General features: G+C 38.6%; 22 protein-coding genes and 2 tRNA genes. 22 read left to right on the top strand and 2 right to left on the bottom strand.

Going from position 1 to position 20,255, the window contains the following annotated elements; translation table 11 throughout:
• Positions 1–169 (top strand): IS3 family transposase (locus CS898_RS08715; RefSeq protein ID WP_143614616.1); only part of this gene is annotated, 169 nt, incomplete at its 5' end.
• A gap of 97 nt (positions 170–266) precedes the next feature.
• On the opposite strand, the gene CS898_RS08710 is transcribed toward CS898_RS08715, so the two are convergent.
• Positions 267–1,391, bottom strand: a complete 1,125-nt coding sequence (locus tag CS898_RS08710) for a nucleotidyltransferase family protein (protein WP_099208842.1) — start codon at positions 1,389–1,391, stop codon at positions 267–269.
• A 142-nt stretch (positions 1,392–1,533) separates the two neighbouring features.
• Between CS898_RS08710 and CS898_RS08705 the strand changes: the two genes are divergently transcribed.
• The 19 genes from CS898_RS08705 (at position 1,534) to CS898_RS08615 (ending at position 17,025) form a co-directional block, all read left to right on the top strand.
• Complete coding sequence (locus tag CS898_RS08705) at positions 1,534–2,724, top strand: acetate/propionate family kinase (RefSeq protein ID WP_009430827.1); 1,191 nt, start codon at positions 1,534–1,536, stop codon at positions 2,722–2,724.
• Between the two features lie 70 nt (positions 2,725–2,794).
• Entirely contained in the window at positions 2,795–3,310 is a 516-nt protein-coding gene (locus CS898_RS08700) for a YceD family protein (protein ID WP_009430298.1), read from the top strand.
• Between the two features lie 12 nt (positions 3,311–3,322).
• Positions 3,323–3,505, top strand: coding sequence for a 50S ribosomal protein L32 (gene rpmF, locus CS898_RS08695; protein ID WP_039880930.1), 183 nt, complete (start codon positions 3,323–3,325; stop codon positions 3,503–3,505).
• Positions 3,506–3,706: 201 nt separating this feature from the next.
• Entirely contained in the window at positions 3,707–4,669 is a 963-nt protein-coding gene (gene plsX, locus CS898_RS08690) for a phosphate acyltransferase PlsX (RefSeq protein ID WP_009430349.1), read from the top strand.
• A 15-nt stretch (positions 4,670–4,684) separates the two neighbouring features.
• Entirely contained in the window at positions 4,685–4,918 is a 234-nt protein-coding gene (locus CS898_RS08685; RefSeq protein WP_009431737.1) for an acyl carrier protein, read from the top strand.
• On the top strand, positions 4,911–5,612 hold the full coding sequence (gene rnc, locus CS898_RS08680; protein WP_099208841.1) for a ribonuclease III: 702 nt from the start codon (positions 4,911–4,913) through the stop codon (positions 5,610–5,612). Before CS898_RS08685 ends, rnc begins: the two co-directional genes overlap by 8 nt.
• Positions 5,599–6,630, top strand: coding sequence for an elongator complex protein 3 (locus CS898_RS08675; RefSeq protein WP_009431141.1), 1,032 nt, complete (start codon positions 5,599–5,601; stop codon positions 6,628–6,630). The genes rnc and CS898_RS08675 overlap by 14 nt, the downstream gene beginning before the upstream one ends.
• Complete coding sequence (gene smc, locus CS898_RS08670; RefSeq protein WP_159459153.1) at positions 6,611–10,141, top strand: chromosome segregation protein SMC; 3,531 nt, start codon at positions 6,611–6,613, stop codon at positions 10,139–10,141. The genes CS898_RS08675 and smc overlap by 20 nt, the downstream gene beginning before the upstream one ends.
• Before the next feature lie 14 nt (positions 10,142–10,155).
• A complete protein-coding gene (gene ftsY / locus CS898_RS08665; protein WP_099208839.1) occupies positions 10,156–11,595 on the top strand; it encodes a signal recognition particle-docking protein FtsY in 1,440 nt (479 codons plus the stop codon).
• Positions 11,596–11,665: 70 nt separating this feature from the next.
• Positions 11,666–12,838: an alanine racemase gene (alr, locus tag CS898_RS08660; RefSeq protein ID WP_099208838.1), complete on the top strand. Its 1,173-nt coding sequence runs from the start codon at positions 11,666–11,668 to the stop codon at positions 12,836–12,838.
• 97 nt (positions 12,839–12,935) lie between these two features.
• Positions 12,936–13,283 (top strand): sigma factor-like helix-turn-helix DNA-binding protein, encoded by a 348-nt coding sequence (locus CS898_RS08655; RefSeq protein WP_099208837.1) that lies wholly within the window; start codon positions 12,936–12,938, stop codon positions 13,281–13,283.
• On the top strand, positions 13,273–14,619 hold the full coding sequence (gene ffh / locus CS898_RS08650; protein ID WP_099208836.1) for a signal recognition particle protein: 1,347 nt from the start codon (positions 13,273–13,275) through the stop codon (positions 14,617–14,619). The genes CS898_RS08655 and ffh overlap by 11 nt, the downstream gene beginning before the upstream one ends.
• A 55-nt stretch (positions 14,620–14,674) precedes the next feature.
• A complete protein-coding gene (gene rpsP, locus CS898_RS08645; protein WP_009431004.1) occupies positions 14,675–14,965 on the top strand; it encodes a 30S ribosomal protein S16 in 291 nt (96 codons plus the stop codon).
• Between the two features lie 11 nt (positions 14,966–14,976).
• Entirely contained in the window at positions 14,977–15,213 is a 237-nt protein-coding gene (locus CS898_RS08640; protein WP_009430402.1) for a KH domain-containing protein, read from the top strand.
• Positions 15,206–15,706 carry a ribosome maturation factor RimM gene (rimM, locus tag CS898_RS08635; protein WP_009430076.1) on the top strand — a complete coding sequence of 167 codons (501 nt, stop codon included), beginning with the start codon at positions 15,206–15,208 and terminating at the stop codon, positions 15,704–15,706. The genes CS898_RS08640 and rimM overlap by 8 nt, the downstream gene beginning before the upstream one ends.
• Complete coding sequence (gene trmD / locus CS898_RS08630) at positions 15,703–16,446, top strand: tRNA (guanosine(37)-N1)-methyltransferase TrmD (RefSeq protein WP_009431633.1); 744 nt, start codon at positions 15,703–15,705, stop codon at positions 16,444–16,446. Before rimM ends, trmD begins: the two co-directional genes overlap by 4 nt.
• Positions 16,446–16,790 carry a 50S ribosomal protein L19 gene (gene rplS / locus CS898_RS08625; protein WP_039880927.1) on the top strand — a complete coding sequence of 115 codons (345 nt, stop codon included), beginning with the start codon at positions 16,446–16,448 and terminating at the stop codon, positions 16,788–16,790. Before trmD ends, rplS begins: the two co-directional genes overlap by 1 nt.
• Positions 16,791–16,873: 83 nt before the next feature.
• Positions 16,874–16,947: transfer RNA gene (locus tag CS898_RS08620), tRNA-Gly, on the top strand.
• A 1-nt stretch (position 16,948) separates the two neighbouring features.
• A tRNA-Ile gene (locus CS898_RS08615) sits at positions 16,949–17,025 on the top strand.
• A 16-nt stretch (positions 17,026–17,041) separates the two neighbouring features.
• Here CS898_RS08615 and CS898_RS08610 read toward each other — a convergent pair.
• Positions 17,042–17,893 (bottom strand): ribonuclease H-like domain-containing protein, encoded by an 852-nt coding sequence (locus CS898_RS08610; protein ID WP_099208835.1) that lies wholly within the window; start codon positions 17,891–17,893, stop codon positions 17,042–17,044.
• A gap of 60 nt (positions 17,894–17,953) precedes the next feature.
• Here CS898_RS08610 and CS898_RS08605 point away from each other — a divergent pair, with 60 nt between their 5' ends.
• Both CS898_RS08605 and thiI read left to right on the top strand, forming a co-directional pair.
• A complete protein-coding gene (locus CS898_RS08605) occupies positions 17,954–19,090 on the top strand; it encodes a cysteine desulfurase family protein (protein WP_159459152.1) in 1,137 nt (378 codons plus the stop codon).
• Positions 19,090–20,253, top strand: a complete 1,164-nt coding sequence (gene thiI / locus CS898_RS08600) for a tRNA uracil 4-sulfurtransferase ThiI (RefSeq protein ID WP_099208833.1) — start codon at positions 19,090–19,092, stop codon at positions 20,251–20,253. The genes CS898_RS08605 and thiI overlap by 1 nt, the downstream gene beginning before the upstream one ends.
• Positions 20,254–20,255 lie beyond the last annotated feature (2 nt).

Raw genomic sequence — 20,255 nt, 5'->3', positions numbered from 1 at the left:
CTTTAGCCTATTGAAAAGAGAAATCTACTATGGCCACAATTACCGTAGTCGTGAAGAACTGGTGCAGGCAATTGAGCAATATATCCGTTACTACAACGAAGATCGAATCAAAGAAAAGTTAGGAGGTCTAAGTCCAAAGCAATACCGTGAACGCATGCAATCCGCATAGAACGAATGTTATGTAAAAACAAAATCGAGTAAGCGAAATGCTTACTCGATTAGGTCCAACTTTATGGGGTCACTCTACAATTGGTAAAGAGGTTTTCTTATAGGATTAAGGGACTTTTTGTATAATCGGAAGGAGCCTGGTTTTCTAATAAGAGATTTCTCAGGATGGTTTCTTTTAAGGACATTTGATAAATATTGGAAAGAGAGGAGTCCAAGCCTTTGACAAACCTAGTTTGAAGCTTGTAGGGGCGTAAATAGGTCAGGGAATTTTTTCTAGCCGCTAAGAGTCTATGGTAGTCTTGAACCTGGGTCAGAAGATCCTTTTGGTCTTTTAAACTAAGGTCGAAAACTAAATGGACTAAGTCTCTTTGTAAACGGGCCTGGGTGTATTTTTTAGTCGAAAGATCTTTTAAGGGGCGATTTTCTACCACCCAATTTTTATAGAGGTAGTGGTTGATGCCTGGGTCTTGAAGGATGCGGCCTTGGCTTTGATGAAAGTGGTGGTTGTAGATAAAGAGCTGTTTCAATTTAGCCTCATAGGAAAAATCAGTTTCTTTGTAAGGGAGGTAGGAAAAAGAGGGCATAGACTGAATTCCCTTTTCTTGGTCCTGGCTTTGGGCCCATTTTCGGAGTTGACTTGCTGAATGGATGAAAATCTTGTAGGGGTTATCTTGGTGGAGACGTGGAATTGGCAATAGATTTAAATCAAGCCCAAAGTTGAGAATGGCCTGGCAGTATTCCAAGGCCAGGATATCGTTGGGACTTTGAAGGATGGCTTGTTCTTCTTTAGACAGGTCAATCCAAGTCTGGAGGGCTCTTGGCAAAGAAGCCTGTTTGAGAAGACCTTGGAAGTCGAGGTCTTCTTTGGCCTTCATAATTTTTCTAGCCAGATTTAAATAGCTTTTAGGATCAGGAAACTCACTACCAAAAGAGAGATATTGGGCTCCCAGACTTTTTAAAAGAAGGGTCCCAGCTTGGGCGTAGCTTTCGGCCTTGGATGTGGCCAAGGCGAAGGGCAATTCAAAGACCATATCGGCTCCTGCTTGGATGGCGCAGCCTGCTCTGGTCCATTTATCTAAAATGGTGGGTTCTCCCCTTTGGCTAAAGTGGCCTACCATACAGATTAGAATTTTAGACTCAGGATAGGTTTTTTTTAATTTTTGAAGATGGTAGTAATGACCATTGTGAAAGGGATTGTATTCTGCAATAACACCTATAATCATGGGAAGCTCCTTTTTTCTTTGTTTCTATTTTATCCAATGATTCTTGGAATTGCAACGGAGATTCTTCTTTTTTGCTTGATAAAAACCAAGGGTTAATGGTATAATAGTACGAGTGTAATGAGCTTTATTTAGGAGGAATTGAATGAATATTTTAGTAATTAACTGTGGAAGTTCATCTTTAAAATATCAATTAATTGATATGAAAAATGAAAATGTATTGGCCAAGGGTTTAGTAGAACGAATTGGTATTGAAGGTTCTCAAATCAAACATGAAACTATTGGTAAGGAAGAAGTTAAGATTCAAGAAGCTATGAAAGATCACAAACGCGCTCTTGAATTAGTTTTAAATTCTTTAACAGATAAAAACTATGGGGCAATTGCATCCTTGGATGAAATTCAAGCAGTAGGTCATCGGGTTGTCCATGGGGGAGAATCTTTCGCAGATTCAGTTGTTATTGATGACCAAGTTATGAAGGCTATTAACGACAATGTGGAAGTAGCACCACTTCACAACCCACCAAACATCATGGGAATTGAAGCTTGTAGTGAACTTATGAAGGGAGTTCCCCAAGTAGCTGTTTTCGATACGGCTTTCCATCAAACCATGCCTGAAAAGAACTACATCTATGCTCTTCCCTATGAATATTATCAAAAATATAAGATTCGTCGCTATGGCTTCCACGGAACAAGCCATAAATTCATCACAGAAGAAGCTGCTAAATTATTAAACAAACCTGCAGATCAAGTGAATTTGATTACTTGCCATTTAGGAAATGGATCAAGTATTACTTCTGTTGTAAATGGAAAAAGCTATGATACAACCATGGGCTTTACTCCCTTGGAAGGTCTAGTTATGGGAACCCGTACTGGAGACCTAGACCCAGCAATCATTCCATTTATCATGGACAAGGAAAACATGAATCCAAATGACATGAACACCCTATTAAACAAAAAATCAGGTGTTCTAGGCATTAGTGGAGTTAGCAGTGACTTTAGAGACTTAGAAGATGCTGCAAGTTCAGAACATAGAGCTCAATTAGCTCTAGATATCTTTGAAGCAAAGGTTCGTAAATACATTGGAGCTTACTATGGAACAATGGACCATGTAGATGGAATTGTCTTTACAGCTGGCGTTGGAGAAAACTCCATTTCTATGCGGGAATCCATTATTGCAGGCTTGAAAAATCTTGGCTTAAAGATTGATGCTGAAAGAAATAATGTTCGAGGTAAAGCTCAATTAATCAGTACTGATGATTCCTCTTGTCCAATCTTTGTAATTCCTACCAATGAAGAATTAATGATTGCCAAGGAAACTTTAGAATTAACTAAGTAAGTCAACTTACTATTGACATCTGGATAGATCCATCATATAATAAATTGTATGTATATTTGAGGGGTGAATCATGGACTTATCTAAATTAAAAGATCTAACATTAGAAGGGCAACCTTATAAGGCAGAGATTTTAAAGGGTATCGATTCCATTGATACCGATGATTTATCGATAATCTTTCCGATTCATTATGAGGTCAATGTGTACTCAGCACATGACGTGTGGACTCTCATTTTAACTGTAAACTATGCGGTTCAAACGAATTGCAGTCGCTGTTTAAAAGAAATGGTGGATAAGGTTTCTGTGACCTCGGAATTTCTTGTTACAGAAACTGAAGAAGATGCTAAACTTTATAGTGGACAAACTGAAGATGAAGTCATTGTTTGGCAAAAAAGAGATTCTTATCTTGATGAATTAGCCATGAGTATTGTGATTACATCACTTCCGATTCAGCCGCTTTGTTCGGAGGATTGTAAGGGTTTATGTCCAATATGTGGAAACGACTTAAATAAAGGAGATTGCAACTGCAGCAATCAATCTATTGATCCTCGTTTCGCAGCATTGCAAGGTCTATTTGACGAAGAATAAGGAGGTGTAGAAATGGCAGTACCTAAGAGAAAAACGTCTAAGCAACGTCGTAATAAGCGTCGTGCTTCATCTTACCAACTACCTAAGACAACAGTTGTTGAATGTCCAAATTGCCATGAAAGCAAACTACCACATCGTATTTGTCCTAAATGTGGATATTATGATGGTAAAGAAGTTATTTCTATGGAAGACTAAGGATTTGGCGAGAGTCATTTGACTTGAGGTAGATGAAAAACTACGAGCAAGGAACTTATAGAGAAGGAAGGGTCTTTTCATAAGTTACCTGCTCGTATTTTTTTTGGAATCTTTATAAAGAAGTTTTCTTATTTATTGCAAAGTCCTCCTAGTTAAGATAAACTATCTTTAAGTAATAAAAGGAAAGATTGAAGGTGGAAAATGAAAGTAATCATAGATTGTTTTGGTCCTGATTTAGGTCCTGGGGTAATGATTGAAGGTGCAAGTTTATATGCAGCGGAAAAAGACTTTTACCCAATTTTTATAGGCAATGAAGACCAAATTAAGGAAGAATTAGTCAAGTATTCTTTTAAGGATTATGAAATTATTCATACAGATACTTATATTGAAAATACAGAGGAGCCTACAAGAGCCTTAAGAAAGAAAAAAGATTCATCTTTAGTTATGGCCTTGACTCTGTTAAAGGAAGGTAAGGCAGATGCAGTTTTAAGCGCAGGAAGTACAGGTGGACTTCTTGCTGGTGGACTTTTTTTAATTGGTCGTAAAGACGGAGTTGAAAGAGCCTGTCTTCCAGTACCCATTCCTAAGGCCAAGGGTCATGTATGCCTTTTAGACGCTGGAGCCAATGTTGATTGTTCTGTAGATGTTATCCATTCTTTTGCAAAAATGGGGGCAGACTATGTTCAAAAGGTCTATTCTGTAGACCAGCCCAAGGTCTATCTTTTAAATATTGGCTTGGAACCAGGCAAGGGAAACAAACAAACCAAGGAAAGCTTTGAGCGGTTAAGCCAAGATCCCAATTTAAACTTCAAAGGAAATATTGAAGCTAGGGATGTTTTTAATACAGATGCAGATGTTATTGTTTGTGATGGTTTTGTGGGGAACATTTTCTTAAAAACTATGGAAGGATTTGCTGAATTTATCTTTTCTAATTTTAAGAACTTTTTGCCAAAAGACTCAGAGTCTCAAGAAAAAAATCCTTTATCAGAAAAGATGATTCAATTAAAAGACCTTTTTGACTATAAGGCTGTAGGGGCTGTACCTCTTTTAGGGATAAAGGGCCTAGTCTTTAAAGCTCATGGCAGTTCAAACGCCAAGGCTATTTATAGTTCTTTAAAACAAATTGACCAAGCGATTAACCATAAACTAGTGGATGAATGTTAACCTTAGGAGGAAATGATGAAAGATCGTATACTTGAAATTATTGCAGAACAGTTTAACGTAAAAGTGGAAGATTTAGATGAAGACACAAATTTTGTCGATGATTTAAATGTTGATTCCATTGAGCTTTTGGAACTTGTCATGACCATAGAGGATGAGTTTGACCTTGAGTTAGAAGATGAAGTCTTAGAAAATCTTACTACTGTTGGAGATGTTATAGACTATATAGACGCCCAAGACCTCGATGAATAAGTTTGAAAGCCTGGAAAAGAAATTAAACTATCAATTTAAAAATAAGTCCAGTATAGAGGAGGCTTTCCAGCATGCTTCTTTTGCTAATGAAGAAGAGGGGTTGAAAAGTTATGACCGAAGAGAGTTTCTGGGAGATGCCCTCCTGGACATGGTTGTCAGCGAATATCTTTACCAGAAATATCCTTCAAAAAATGAGGGGGATTTAACGGTGCTCAGGGCCCAACACGTGGATGAGCATGCCTTAAATGCCATCGGCCTCTACTTAGACTTGGACCCTTACATCAAGTTTAGACCCCAAAAATATCATAAAAACCAAGTATCTGAGTCTATGCGGGGGGACGTTGTAGAAGCTATCTTTGCTAGTATTTTTTTGGAAACAGGTTACCAAGAGACCAAGGAGGTCATCCTCCATGTCTATCAATCCCTCCTTTCTCAAGACGAGGACGTTTTTACAGGTCAAAAAAATTACAAGTCTACTCTTCAAGAGTATTATCAAAAAAAGTACCATAAACTCAGCATCAATTACCAGGTCTATAAAACCCAGGGGCCACCTTGGGATTGTATTTTTTACACCTATTGTAAAGATGGAAATCGGATTATTGGCCAGGGCTTTGGAGGCAGTAAAAAGGAAGCTTCACAAATGGCAGCCAAAGATGCTTTGGAAAGATTAAAGAAAAAACATGAGCAAGTATAGAATTCTACCTTTATTTATTAGCTTTCAGGGGTGCCCCCAACAATGCGTTTATTGCAATCAAAATGAAATTACAGGAAGTTCTGGAATGACGCCAGACCTAGCGGGACAAGAAATTAAAAAGGCAAGTCAAGAAATGACAGACTTTCAAGTGGCCTTTTATGGGGGAAGTTTTACAGCTCTGGACAGAGACTTACAATTTGCCTATTTTAACCAAGTCCAAGCTTATTTAGGCAAGGAGGTCAACAGCATCCGCCTAAGTACACGACCGGATGCCATTGACCAGGACCATATAGGGGACTTGAAATCCATGGGTTTAAGGACCATTGAGCTGGGAGCCCAGTCCATGGACCCTAAGGTTTTAGACCAATCCCTTAGGGGGCATTCAGACCAGGATGTTGTTGAAGCTGTTGAAGTTATTAAGAGTTTGGACTTAGAATTGGGAATCCAGCAAATGTTGGGTCTGCCGGCAGAGAACTGGGAGTCTTTTAAAGACAGCGTAGATAAGATTTGTAGGCTGAAACCAGATTTTGTTCGAATTTATCCTACCTTGGTCTTGAAAGAAACCCCCTTGGCAAGGCTCTATGAAAATAAATCCTATGCCCCCTTAAGCCTAGAAGAGGCTCTTGAATGGGCAAGCTATGCCTATAGAAGATATCGGAAAGAGGGGATTGATGTAATTCGGATTGGTCTACAAGCTACAGATCGGATAAACTTTCAAGGAGACCTATTGGCTGGGCCCTTTCATCCATCCCTGGGACAAATGGTTAAAAGTCGGGCCTTTGTAGATCAAATTAGCAGTTTTTTAGCTAGGCGAGAAATACATAGACTAGAAGAAATTCTTGCTTCAAAAAGAATGGTTGCAAATATAGTAGGTCTTAAGGCCTGGGGACGGAAGAAACTAGAAGAGGACTTTGGTCCAATTCAATTTACCAAGCAAGAAGAAAAACGGATAATCCTAAGGACAGAAGATCAGGAAATTGATCTTGGAGATGAAGAGAATGTATTTAAAATCTATTGAATTACAAGGCTTTAAGAGCTTTGCAAAAAAAACAAAAATTAATTTTACTGAACCTATTACGGCTATTGTAGGTCCTAATGGGAGTGGTAAAAGCAATATTTTAGATGCAATCACCTGGGCCTTGGGAGAAACGCGGGTAAAGAGTCTAAGAGGGTCAAAGATGGCAGATGTAATTTTTTCCGGAACTCACCAAAGAAAGGCCCTAGGCATTGCAGATGTCAGCCTGACTTTTGACAATACATCTAAATGGCTGGATATTCCCTATAATGAAGTTACCGTTCAAAGAAGGATGTATCGGTCCGGGGAAAGTGAGTATCGCATCAACCAAGAGACTTGTCGGCTAAAGGATATCCAAGAACTTTTTATGGATACTGGAATTGGGAAAGATGGCTACTCCTTTATAGGTCAAGGGAGAATCGATGCAGTTTTAAGCAATAAACCAGAAGATAGACGGATGGTTTTTGAAGAAGCTGCTGGAATTACCAAGTTTAAAAAGAGAAAAAATGAATCCATAAAAAAATTACAAGAAACCCTGGACAATTTAGAGCGAATCCAGGACCTCTTAACTGTTTTAAAAAAACAAGAAGCTTCTTTGTCTGATGACCTAAAAAAATATTATGACTACAAGGAAGTCTACGAAAAAAGGAAATCTTTAGATGAGGATTTTTTTGTTTTAGAGTACCAAAACTTTCAAGGGCGGAAAGCTAAGGTCCAAGAGCTTATCCAAGAACTATCAGGGGAAATGGACCAACTTAAAGATGACCTGGCCAATAAGACCCTATCTTACCAAGAAATTAGCCAAGAGCTAGAGGAAAAAGAAAAAGACCTGGACCAAGACCAGGAAAAATTGCAAGAGGCCATTGAAGAGTGGGTTCGCTTTGAGGAAAAAAGAGACCGCTATGAGGATCAAAAACGGTCCATCCAGGCCTCTTTGGATTTTGATAAAAATAACATAACAGATTTACAGGCGAGTCTACTGGAAAACCAAGAAAATCTACAGACAAACCAGGAAGACCAAGAAAAGAGTCGCCAGGAAGAAAAAGACCTGGAAGAAAAACTCCTAGGACAAAAAAACCTAGTTAATGAGAAAAAGGCTCTTTTAAATAACCTGGTCCAAAAAGAAAACCAGGTAAAGGGCTCTTTAGAAAGTGAAAACCAATCCAAACTGTCCAGAGACCTTAGAATCCAATCCATGGAGGGGATGATCCGGGAAGGTCAAGCCAGACTTGAAAAATTAAATAGTCTTTCTAATCAAATGGATAGGGAAATAGACTATTTAAAGGGTCAAATTCAAGAAGCCGACCAAGAAATCCAAGAAATCACCCTTCGATCCAAGGACCAAGGCCAGGCTTTAGAAAAAACAAGACAGGCCTTACTTGAAAATGAAGAAGTCATTAAGGAAGTATCTGAAAGCTTAAGAAAAATGGACTTGGACCGGAATGAACTTTTACGGAGTCAAGCCTTTCTACAAAACACTCTGGATCATTATGATGGATTCAATCGGTCTGTCAAAAGTTTTTTAAAAATATCTAAGGACCAAGGTCTTTTCCAAGGACAAATCTTAGGCCCCCTAGCCAACTTATTTCAAGTGGATAAAAAATATGAGTTGGCTATGTCGGTGGCCCTGGGCTATGCCCTACAAAATATTGTAGTGGCTAATGATAGTCAGGTAAAAGACATGATTCGACTTTTAAAAGATAGGTCTCTAGGGCGGGTGACTTTTCTTCCCTTGAACCGATATGGAGCTTACAGGATTTCTGGGAAGGCTCCTAAGGAAAGTATTGGCTATGCCAGAGACTTTATTTCATGTGATGATTCTCTAAAGAACCTCTTCCACCAGTTGTTGGGGGATATTTTATTTGTTGAATCCTATGATGATGGTCTTTTTTTAAGCCGAAATTACCGGAAAAAAATTATCAGTCTTAAAGGAGACCTCTTTCACCCCAAAGGGTCAATTACAGGGGGATCCATCCAAAAGGGCTCTGTCCAAATCTTAAACCAAAAGAAAAAAATCCAAGAAAAAAATCAAGCTATTCAAGAAATTAATCAAGCTCTCCAGGAAAAAGGAAGCCTATTAAAGGAAAAGCAAGAAGAAAAAGACCAATTGGATACCAGTTATAGACAAGGGAGTCAAGGGCTTTCTGAGGCCAATGATAAAATTTTAAATCTAAGGCAAAAAGTTTATTCCTTGAAGCAAAATATGGACCTACAAGGACAGCAAAAGAATCGCTACCAAGATGAAATTGGTCAAATGGAGGCAGACCTAAAAACTAAAATTTCAGAACTAGAATCCTACCACTTAGACCAGGAGCAAGATCAAAATCGATCAAATCTTAGCCAGGACTTGGAAGAAATTCAAAAAGAAAAGAACCAGGTATCTCTTGAACTAGAAGAAGAAAATGAAAAATTATTGCAAATGCGTCTCCAAGCAACAGCCCTTAAGTCCACCATGGACTTTCAAGCTAATGAAGGCAAGAGGTTGCTGGGAGACCAGGAAAAAATAAATCAATCTTTAGATTCTGCCAAAAGACGGATGGAAGAAAATGAAAAGCTACAGGCCCTGGTTGAGGAAAAACTCCTGGCCTGGGATGAGAATTATGGCTTGGGAGAAAAAGACTTAGAGGCAAAAAAACAAGCCCTACAAGCAAAAAAAGACCTTCTATCTGCCTTGAGCCAAAAAGCTAGTAATTTAAATCAAGAGATTCTAGCCTTAAAAGAAGACCAGCAAGAAAAGGGAGAAGAAATCCAAAAAAGAGAGTTTTCTTTGGAAAAGCTAGATATAGAATATGCTAATCTGGAAGATCGATTTGTGGAAAGATATGGTATAATAAAAGACGCTTTATTTGACAAGGAAGTCCAAGAAAGCTCGAAGACTATTGCCAGGGAACTTTCTAAATTGAATAAGAAAATTGAAGAGTTTGGCCCCTTGAATGAGCGAGTCGTTGATGAATACAAAGAGTTAAAAGAACGGATTGATTTTCAGGAAAAACAAAAGAGTGATTTAATTGAGGCAAAAGAGGAACTTGACCAGGTGATTGAGAATTTAGATCGCAAAATGCGCCAGGTCTTTTTGAAAAGCTTCAAGGAGATTACCGAACATTTTAGCCTAATATTTAAACAACTTTTTCGGGGAGGAACAGCCAATATTGACCTAGAGGAAGGACCTGTTTTAGAAGCGGGCATTGAAATAAAAGCCCAACCGCCAGGTAAAAAGCTTCAATCCCTCTCTCTCTTATCAGGAGGGGAACGGTCTCTTACAGCAGTTGCTTTAATTTTCGCCCTATTAAAATATCGACCAGCTCCATTTTGTGTTCTGGATGAAATTGATGCAGCCTTGGACGATGCAAATATCGACCGATATGTGGACTATATCCAGAACTTAGAAGATACACAATTTATGATGATTACTCACCGGAAACCTACCATGGAGATTGCAGATATTTTATATGGTGTTACAATGGAAGAGAAGGGCATCAGCACCATTGTTCCCATGAAGCTCAAAAATATTTAATATAAGGAGGAGCCATGTTTGAGTGGATTAAAGATAAACTAAAGGGGGCTAAGGAAAAGGAAGAAGACCTTTCGACCAGCACCCCATCAGAGGATAAAGAAAAAAGTACTGAGGAATTTAACCAAGAAGAAGGGGTTATTTTAGGCAAATCTTTGGAGGAGGCGCTCTTAGAGCAAGCTGCAGAGCCCATTGATGATTCAGCAATAGCTAGCAATGACTTGGAAGTAGACCACGAAGGTTTGGTGGTAAAATCAGAGGAAGAAGAGTCTACAGAAGATCTAGAGGTGGAGTTTGAGGAGGACTTGGAGCTAGAAGTTCAAGAAAATCTAGAAGAATCCTTAAATCGTGAAAGTGAGGGCCAAGAAACTTCTTCTGGACAAACCTCGGAAGAAAAAATAGAAGAACTTGACTCTCAAGAAGGGGATAAGACTTTAGAAAATGGCCAGGAAGAAAAACAAGAAGTAGAAGACAAACCGTTAGAGGCCTTAGATAAAGACGAAGTCTTAGTGGAAAAACAAGAAGAAGCTGGAGGGTTTTTCCAAAAGCTGAAATCCGGTCTTTCAAAAACACGCAAGCAAATGAGTCAAAAAATCAACCAAGTCTTAGGGGTCTATGTAAAAATAGATGATGACTTGATTGACGACTTGGAAGATATTTTGATTTCTTCTGACATGGGAATGGAAACTACCATGGAAGCCATTGACCGATTAAAGGTCAAGATTGTAGAGGATGAAATCAAAGACCCTCAAGCAATTTATCCTGCTTTAAAAGAGGTTATCCAGGAACTTCTGGATGAATGTAAGCTGGATTCAGATTTGGAAACGGATCATCCTACCATTGTTCTTGTAGTCGGAGTAAATGGTGTTGGAAAAACGACAACTATTGGTAAGCTAAGCGCCCAATTAAAGAACCAGGGGAAAAGTGTCCTTATTGCAGCGGCAGATACTTTTCGGGCAGCAGCTATTGATCAAGTTAAAAGTTGGGGGACTCGGGCCAATGTAGAAGTGGTAAGCCATTCAGAAGGCGCCGATCCAGCAGCTGTGACCTATGATGCCATCCAAGCAGCTAAAGCAAGAAACACAGATGTCCTTATTGTAGATACAGCTGGACGTCTCCATAACAAGTCAAACCTAATGAAAGAATTAGAAAAAATTAGTCGGATTATAGAAAGAGAATATCCCGAAGCCAACCGGGAAAATTTACTTGTCTTAGATGCAACAACGGGCCAAAATGCTATTTTGCAAGCAAAGACCTTTAATGAAGCCACCAACTTAACGGGCTTTATTTTGACTAAATTAGATGGGACAGCCAAAGGGGGCGTTGTTATAGGCCTCCAAAGAGAATTAAATGTTCCGATTAAATTTATTGGCGTTGGAGAACAAATTAATGACCTCCAAGTTTTTGATTCTAAAAAATTTGTAGAGGCACTCTTTGAAGATGGAGTTGAAATATAAAAAGACAGGCTAGCCTGTCTTTTTAGCTTTATCATTCATGGAAAAGTCACTTGGATAAAAGGAGTAATAGATGAAGATCACTCGACCAGCCTGGCTAGAAATCGACCTAGACCAGTTAGATGAAAATATTAAAATTATTCAAAAAAATATTTCAAGCCAAAGCAAGATACTATCTATTGTAAAAAGTGATGGCTATTGCTTGGGGGCCGCTAAAATTGTTGAAAGCCTCATTGGTTTAGGGGTAGATTATTTTGGTCTGGCCACTACCAGCGAAGCGATTCAATTGCGGAAAAAATATCCTCAGGTAGGCCTTTTAGTCTTAGGCTTTACTCCAAATTTTTTATTAAAAGAATCCATTGACCAGGGGATTACCTTATCTGTCTACACCCTTGACATGGCTAAAGAAATTAACGCCCATGCTGGAGAAGTTGCTAAAAAGGCAAAGATTCATATTGCCCTGGATACTGGGATGAACCGACTTGGATTTTCAACTAATCAAGAAAAAATTCAAGAAACCTATCAAAAGATTGAAGAAATTAGTCGTTTGGAAAATATTGAAATTGAAGGGCTATTTACCCATTTTGCCGTAGCAGATACAGATGATGCCTTCACCCAACATCAATTCGACCAATATCAAATGGTCTATAGGGAACTTGAGAAGAGGGGAATCTCTATCCCTATGAGACATGTGAGCAATAGCCATGCTATTCTTCGTCATAGGGATTATGACTTGGACTATGTACGACCAGGAATTTTACAATATGGGTCCAGGGAAGAAGACCCTTATGGAGAAAAATTTTCCGTTAAGTTGATTGCCAACCTCAAGGCTCTAGTGGCCTATGTCAAGGAAGTTCCAGCTAATGAAGGTGTAAGCTATGGCTTAACCTATAAAACAAAGGCGAGGACAAAAATAGCAACAATCCCCATTGGTTATGCAGATGGTTTGCCAAGAAACCTAAGTAACCAACTGGAAGTTTTGATCCAGGGGAAACGTTGTAAGCAAATTGGTCGAATTTGCATGGACCAATGTATGGTAGATGTTACTGGCCTAGATGTCAAAGTAAATGATGAAGTAGTTTTATTGGGCCGCCAGGGAAAAGAAGAAATAAGTATTGAAGAGTTGGCAAAGAAGGCTGGAGAAATACCTACATCTTTTTTAACCCACTTTGGTAAAAGGCTTCCCAGAGTCTACGTAAAGAATCAAAAAGTAGAAGAAATTGAAGATATTATTTTAAAATTCTGATAATTTTTTATAATTTATTCTTGACATAAGTGGCTAATTTGATATAATTGTAAGGGTCAAGAAAAAGTCTTGACCCCATGAAATGTGGTGATATGAAATGCTTGAACGAACTGTTGAAATTGCCTTGCTTTTAGATAGCTATGAAAATTTATTACATGAGCGCACTAGGCAGGTATTAAAAGAGTACTTTTCCTACGACCTCTCTTTGAATGAAATCGCTGAGAGACATTCAATTTCCAAACAAGCAGTCAGTGACCAGGTAAAAAGAGGAGAAGAAAAGTTACATTCTTTTGAAGAAGCCTTGGGCCTAGTTGAAAAAAAACTGTCCTATAGAAAGGCAATCCAGGAAGCTTTCCTGCAAATTGAAAAATTTGAAAAAGAAAAAAACTTAGACTCTTTGTCAAAAGCAAAAAAACTTTTAAAGGAGGTGTCCGATGGTCTTTGAAAATTTGTCTGATAAACTACAAAATACTCTAGGGAAATTAAAGGGCAAGGGTAAGATATCTGAAAAAGATGTCGATGAAGCAATGCGTGAAGTTAAGCTGGCCCTCTTAGAAGCGGACGTTAACTTTAAGGTTGTTAAGAACTTTGTCAAAAAAGTAAAAGAACGGTCCATAGGTAGTGAGGTGATGGAAAGTCTCACCCCTGGCCAACAAGTCATTAAAATTGTCAATGAAGAGCTAACAAATTTAATGGGAACTTCAGAGGTCAAGCTAAATTTTGCCAAGCAGGGGCCCACGGTAATTTTAATGTGTGGACTACAAGGTGCTGGTAAAACAACAACTGTTGGTAAGCTAGCCAAAAAGTTAAAAAAAGAAGGCAAGCGGCCCTTACTTGTTGCTTGTGACGTCTACCGTCCGGCAGCTATAAAGCAACTAGAAGTTGTTTCTAAACAAGTAGAGGTGCCTTTCTTCCAAATGGGTGATAAGATCTCCCCAGTAGATATCTCTAAGGCTGCCTTGGAACATGCCAAAAAGAATGGCAACAATGTAGTTATTATAGATACGGCGGGGCGACTGCATATTGATGAAGGTTTGATGGAGGAATTAAAAGAAATTAAGGCTTCCACCAATCCCGATGATACCTTGTTGGTATTAGATGCCATGACAGGCCAAGATGCAGTAAATGTTGCCCAGGAATTTGACCAAGCCTTAAATATCACAGGTGTGATCCTAACCAAGCTAGATGGGGATGCCCGAGGTGGAGCTGCTTTATCGATAAGAGCGGTGACAGATAAACCTATTAAATTTATTACCATGGGCGAAAAGATGGACCAGTTGGAAGTTTTCCATCCAGACCGAATGGCATCAAGAATTTTAGGCATGGGAGATGTTTTAAGCTTAATTGAACGAGCTCAAAGTTCTGTGGATGAAAAAAAGGCCAGAGAACTGGAAGAAAAGCTAAGATCCCAAAGCTTTACTTTTGACGACTTTTTAGACCAGCTAGAACAAATGAAAAAGATGGGGCCCATAGGTGAGTTAATGGGCATGATTCCAGGAGTAAACAAACAGGCCTTAAAGGGTTTTGATGAAAGTGGCAGTGAAAAAGCCATGAAGCAAATGGAAGCCATTATTCGGTCAATGACAGCTAAAGAACGGGCCAATCCCGACATTATAGATAATTCAAGACGAAAGAGAATTGCCCAAGGCTCCGGAACCCAACTTGTTGAAGTCAATCGTTTAATTAAGCAATTTAAAGATTTGCGAAAAATGATGAAACAGTTTGGCAATTTTGGAAAAGGTAAAAATAGACGGAAACTGAAATTACCTTTTCCTTTTTAAACTCGCTTAAAATTTATGAATATAGATTTTATAGTTCTAATATGGAGGTGAAAATATGGCAGTAAAAATCAGACTTAGAAGAATGGGTGCAAAGAAAAATCCATTTTACCGTATTGTGGTAGCGGATTCTAGAGCACCTAGAGATGGTCGTTTTATTGAAGAGTTGGGTTATTATAATCCCTTAACTGAAGATAAAACAGTCAAGGTAGATGCTGAAAAGGCACAAAAATGGATTAAAAATGGTGCAAAGCCAACAGCAACTGTAGATCGCTTGTTTAAGGCAAATAATGTTTACGAACAAGAAGTTAAAGCAGAAGCTGAAGTTGAAGAAAATGAAGAAGCTTAAGGGAGGCAGACATGGTAGAGTTAATTGAATACATTGCTAAATCCATCGTTGAATTTCCAGACAAGGTTCTTGTAACAAAAGAAGAAACTGAAAAGGGAATCGAACTTAAGCTGTCTGTTGATAATAAAGATATGGGACGCATTATTGGCCGTGGCGGCAAGATTGCCAATGCCATGCGGACTGTATTAAAGGCCATTAGCACCAAGGAAAACAAGGCTGTTTTTCTAGAAATTGTAGAGAATGAGTAAGTACACAGTTTTAGGGAAAATAGTCAATGCGCATGGTATCAAGGGAACCATTAAGGTTTATCCCTATACCGAGCACTTGGAACAATTTATCCCAGGACAAGTTCTTTATCTGGGAGAAGACCACCAGGCTTTTGTTTTGGAATCCTCTCGGGTACAAAAAAACATCCTATACCTTAAGTTAAAGGAAATAAACACGCGGACAGAGGCTGAGAACTTAAAAGATTGGATTCTTTCCATCGAGAGCAAGAAACGCAGGGACTTAAAAGAAAATGAGTACTTTATAGAAGATCTTATTGGCTTTGATGTTTTTGACGAAGAAATGCAAAAGATAGGCCAGCTAAAAGATGTGATTAGGGGAGCAGCAAATGATGTTTTTCTGGTTTCAGATGGAAAAACTGTTTGGAATATTCCCGTTGTCAAGGCTTTTGTCTTGGAAGTAAATCAAGAAGACCAGTTCATTCGGGTTCATTTGATTGAAGGGATGGAAGAATGAAAATTTCTGTTTTAACCTTATTTCCTGAAGCATTTGCTTGGTTGAGGGACTATAGCATGATTGGTCGTGCCATAGAAAAGGGTGCTTTGGATTTAGATATTGTCCAAATTCGAGACTTTGCGGATAACAAGCATAAAAAAGTAGATGATTATTCTTTTGGTGGTGGACCAGGAATGGTTATGTCGCCACAGCCTCTTTTTGATGCGATTGCTAGCCTTTCAGATAGGCCAAAGGTTTACTATCTTTCCCCTCAAGGGAGGGTTTTGGACCAGGAAAAGTTGTTTTCAATGAAAGAAGAAAAGAACATTGTCCTACTAAATGGCCATTATGAAGGAATCGACCAAAGAGTTATTGATGAATTAGTGGATGAAGAAATATCCATCGGAGACTATGTTTTAAGTGGTGGGGAGATGGCTAGTTTAGTCATTATTGATGGAATTAGCCGGCTACTGGATGGAGTTTTAAGCTCTGAGGAAAGTTATATGGACGAATCTCATATGGGAGGTTTTTTGGAATTTCCCCAATATACCAGACCTGCTGACTTTAGGGGCTTAAAAGTACCAGATGTTTTGCTCAGTGGCCACCATGAAAAAATTGAGGACTACCGGCTCTATCAGAGGATGAAAAAAACCTTGTTAAAAAGACCGGATATCTTTGAAAAAATTTCCTTAAATGAAAAAGAAGAAAAAGTATACAAACAAATAAAAAATGATCTAGAGAAGGGAGGTCAAAGTAACTAATGGATATCATTAAGAACATAGAAGATGCACAAAAAAGAGAAGTTGCTGAATTTAATACCGGTGATACTGTACAAGTATTTTATCGAATCATCGAAGGTAGCCGTGAAAGGGTACAAGTTTTCGAAGGGACTGTTATTAAACGTCAAGGAACTGGTGTTAGAGAAACATTCACTGTAAGAAGAATTTCTTACGGAGTAGGTGTTGAACGTACTTTCCCAGTTCATTCTCCTAGAATTGAACAAATCAAAGTTGTTCGTAAGGGACGCGTACGTAGAGCTAAATTATATTATTTACGTGAACGTCAAGGTAAAGCAGCTAAGATTCGTGAACGTAAAACATTCTAAAGCAAACTAAACAATCTCTAGAAGGTTCATATCGCGGATAAAGAGGCAGATGCCATTTATCCGAAATATGACTCTAGAGTCTTGCGGGTGTAGCTCAGTGGTAGAGCCCCAGCCTTCCAAGCTGGTTGCGAGAGTTCGATTCTCTTCACCCGCTCCATGGACCTGTAGCTCAGCTGGTTAGAGCGCACGCCTGATAAGCGTGAGGTCGGTGGTTCGAGTCCACCCAGGTCCACCAGAAATAAAAAAACTGCCTAGGGAAGTTGCAGCAACTTCCTAAGGCGGTTTTTTGCTAATTGCAAGAGATCTTGCTTTTGAAATTTTTTCTCGGCATAGACCAAAATTAAGTCATCTGGTAGGTCTAGGTCCCCATAGCTAATCCTTTTCAGATTTTTTTCGAAGGTATAATAACATGGATTAGAAAATAAACTTCCTTGGGAAAGAGGAATTTCGAGTTTAAAGCTTCTATCTTTGATAAGAAGGTTTCCTTGGGGATTATAGATTTCCATATTTTTATAAGGAGTTTTCCCCTGATAGACCAGGCTAGAGCCTAACAATTGAATGGTTTGAAAACGGAAATTATCATCTAGATTTAGGCTGTTTTCATACTTGGACAGGTCTTGGTCCAAAAGAGGTAGCCAGTGGACTTGTTCTTCAAGGGACATAAATAGCTTGGTTTTATCCCTCTTATCGAAGTGTGTGTAGTAGGATTCAATCAGCTTTTTTTCTTCTTTAAAATCTAGGGCCTTCTTTTTTGTATAGTAGCTATGCCAGCCTTGGACTGTTTGAGCAGGAAATTCTATAAAAGGACTTAGATTTTTTTGCCGAAGCCATAGGTCTTCTTGCTGGATTAAGGGAGTTTGAAGCTGAAATTGATCTAATTTTTTTTGCAAAAAAGGTAAATCAAATTGACTGCCTCGGAAGCTTTTTATTTGGTGGGGGAAATTTTTTATCAGTTCTTGTAAAAGAGGCAACTCTTTGCTAAAGTCTTCTAAGAAAAAGTGTTTTTTAGCACCTTTGGAAGGGGTATAAATAATACACTGGTAGATAATATCTTTTTTTGGATTAATGCCGGTTGTTTTAAGTTTAAAATAGGATGTGGTCATTTTTTCCTCCTTTTAACAAGTGTATCACAAATAGGGAGAAATGAAATAAGGAGATTTAAATTGATTTATTTAGATAATTGTGCAACGACAAGGGTAAAAAAAAGTGTCTTAGATGCTATGGTGAAGGCCATGACGGAGGATTATGCCAACCCATCCAGCCTACATACTTTTGGTCTTGATATAGAGAAAAAGATAAGGTCTTGTCGTCAGGAAATTTTAGACTTCTTACATGGCTCAGGCAACCTTTACTTTACTTCCGGAGCCACGGAAGGGAACAATACCATTATCCATAGCTTTTCTAAAGATAAGCCCCAGGGAACGATTCTTACATCTCCCCTGGAACACGCCTCTTTAAAGGAACCCATCCAAGACTTAAAAAATCAAGGATTTCAAGTCAAAATTTTAAAAGTAGACTCTTTGGGAAATATAGATTTGGAGGATTTAAAGGAAAAAGTAGACCAGGGGGTGGACCTACTGGCCCTAACGCATGTGAACTCTGAATTGGGAAATATTTTGCCCCTGGACCAGGTCTTGGAGATCATTGATGGAAAGGGGGCCCACTTTCACTTAGACGGGGTTCAGGCTTTTGGAAAGATTCCTGTGAGCTTAAAGGGAGTTGACTCCTATGTTTTTTCCGGACATAAGATTCATGGGCCCAAGGGAATTGGAGGCCTTTATATTCGAAATGGTATTAAGGTCCATCCCCTGGTCTATGGTGGAGGACAAGAAGGAAACTTCAGGTCCGGAACGGAGAATGTGCCAGGAATTTTTGGCCTTTACGAAGCTGTCAAGGAGGCCCGGGATCACTTAGAAGAAAACTATGGCAAGGTTTTAAATTTAAAAAACTACTTGCTGGAAAATTTGACAGAAAAAATTCAAGGAGTTCATATTCATGGGGACCTAAACCAGGCCAGTCCCTATATCCTGTCTTTGGCAGTTGAAGGAACTAGGGGAGAAGTTTTACTCCATATGTTGGAACAGGATGAAATATATCTTTCAACAGCTAGTGCTTGTTCTAGCCATAAAAAAGAAGGAAAAAACCCCATTCATCAAGCCATTGGACTAGATCCAGCAGAATCTATTGCAACAATACGCATTTGCTTGAATGATGAACTCACTAAAGAGGACATAGATGTATTTTTGAGCCGATTTAAAGAACACGTGGAAACTTTACAGGCAATTATAGGAAGGTGCTAATGTATTATATAAGTTTAAGCTTGGGAGAGCTTATTTTAAAAGGAAAAAACAGACAAAAATTTGTCCATAAGCTAAGAAAAGACATTCTAAGAGTCTTAAAAGATGAATCTGTTGAAGAGATTTACCAAGAAATGGGCAAAATCTATATCAAAACCGATAAAGACCAGATTCAAGAAAGAGTAAAAAAATTAAAACATTTATTTGGTATCGTCTATATCAGTCCATGTATCCGGGTTGACAAGGACTTGGATTCCATGAAAAAAGCCTCTATAGACTTTGTGGAAGACTACTTAAAAGACCATCCATCTAAGACCTTTAAAGTAGAAAGTTCAAGAGCAGATAAGCAGTTTGCTTTAAAATCACCAGAATTGAACCAGTTGCTTGGAGCCACAATCTTACAAAATATTCAGGGGTTATCTGTAGATGTCCACCATCCAGATTTTTATCTATATTGTGATGTAAAAAAATATGTTTACCTTTATATTGATAAAATAAAAGCGTATGGAGGCCTTCCAATGGGTACAAATGGAAGAGGACTCTTATTGCTTTCTGGAGGAATTGATTCTCCTGTAGCCGGATTTTTAATCGGCAAACGGGGGGTAGAAATTGATGTTGTCCATTTCCATTCCTATCCCTTTACTAGTCCTAGAGGGGAAGAAAAGGTAAAGGAGCTGGCTAGAATCTTATCAACCTATACAGGTCGTTTGACTCTATATAGTATCAATCTTCTGGAGATTCAAAAAGCAATTAATAAAAATTGTCCTTATGATGAAATGACTATCCTGTCTCGCCGTTTTATGATGCGGATTGCACAAAAAATTTGCGATGACTACAGCTATGATTCCATGATTACAGGAGAAAATCTAGGTCAAGTGGCCAGTCAGACCATCCATGGATTGACCGTGTCACAAGATGTTGTTCATAGTCTAGTTTTCCGTCCTTTAATTGGGATGGATAAGGTGGACATCATTAAGATTTCAGAAGAAATAGGGACCTACGAGACATCTATTCAACCCTTTGAGGATTGCTGTACTGTCTTTTTACCAAAGCATCCCGTCTTAAAACCTACAGTTGAACAAATGGAAAAGTCGGAAGCGGAATTAGATGTAGAAGGATTGGTCAATGAAGCTGTAAAATCAATGAAGGTATACCAAATTTCATAGGA

The sequence above is a fragment of the Urinicoccus timonensis genome (assembly GCF_900232945.1).
GTDB classification, from domain to species: Bacteria; Bacillota; Clostridia; order Tissierellales; family Peptoniphilaceae; genus Urinicoccus; species Urinicoccus timonensis.
Note: the sequence above shows the minus strand (reverse complement) of the source record. Positions and strands in the feature narration are given on the sequence as shown.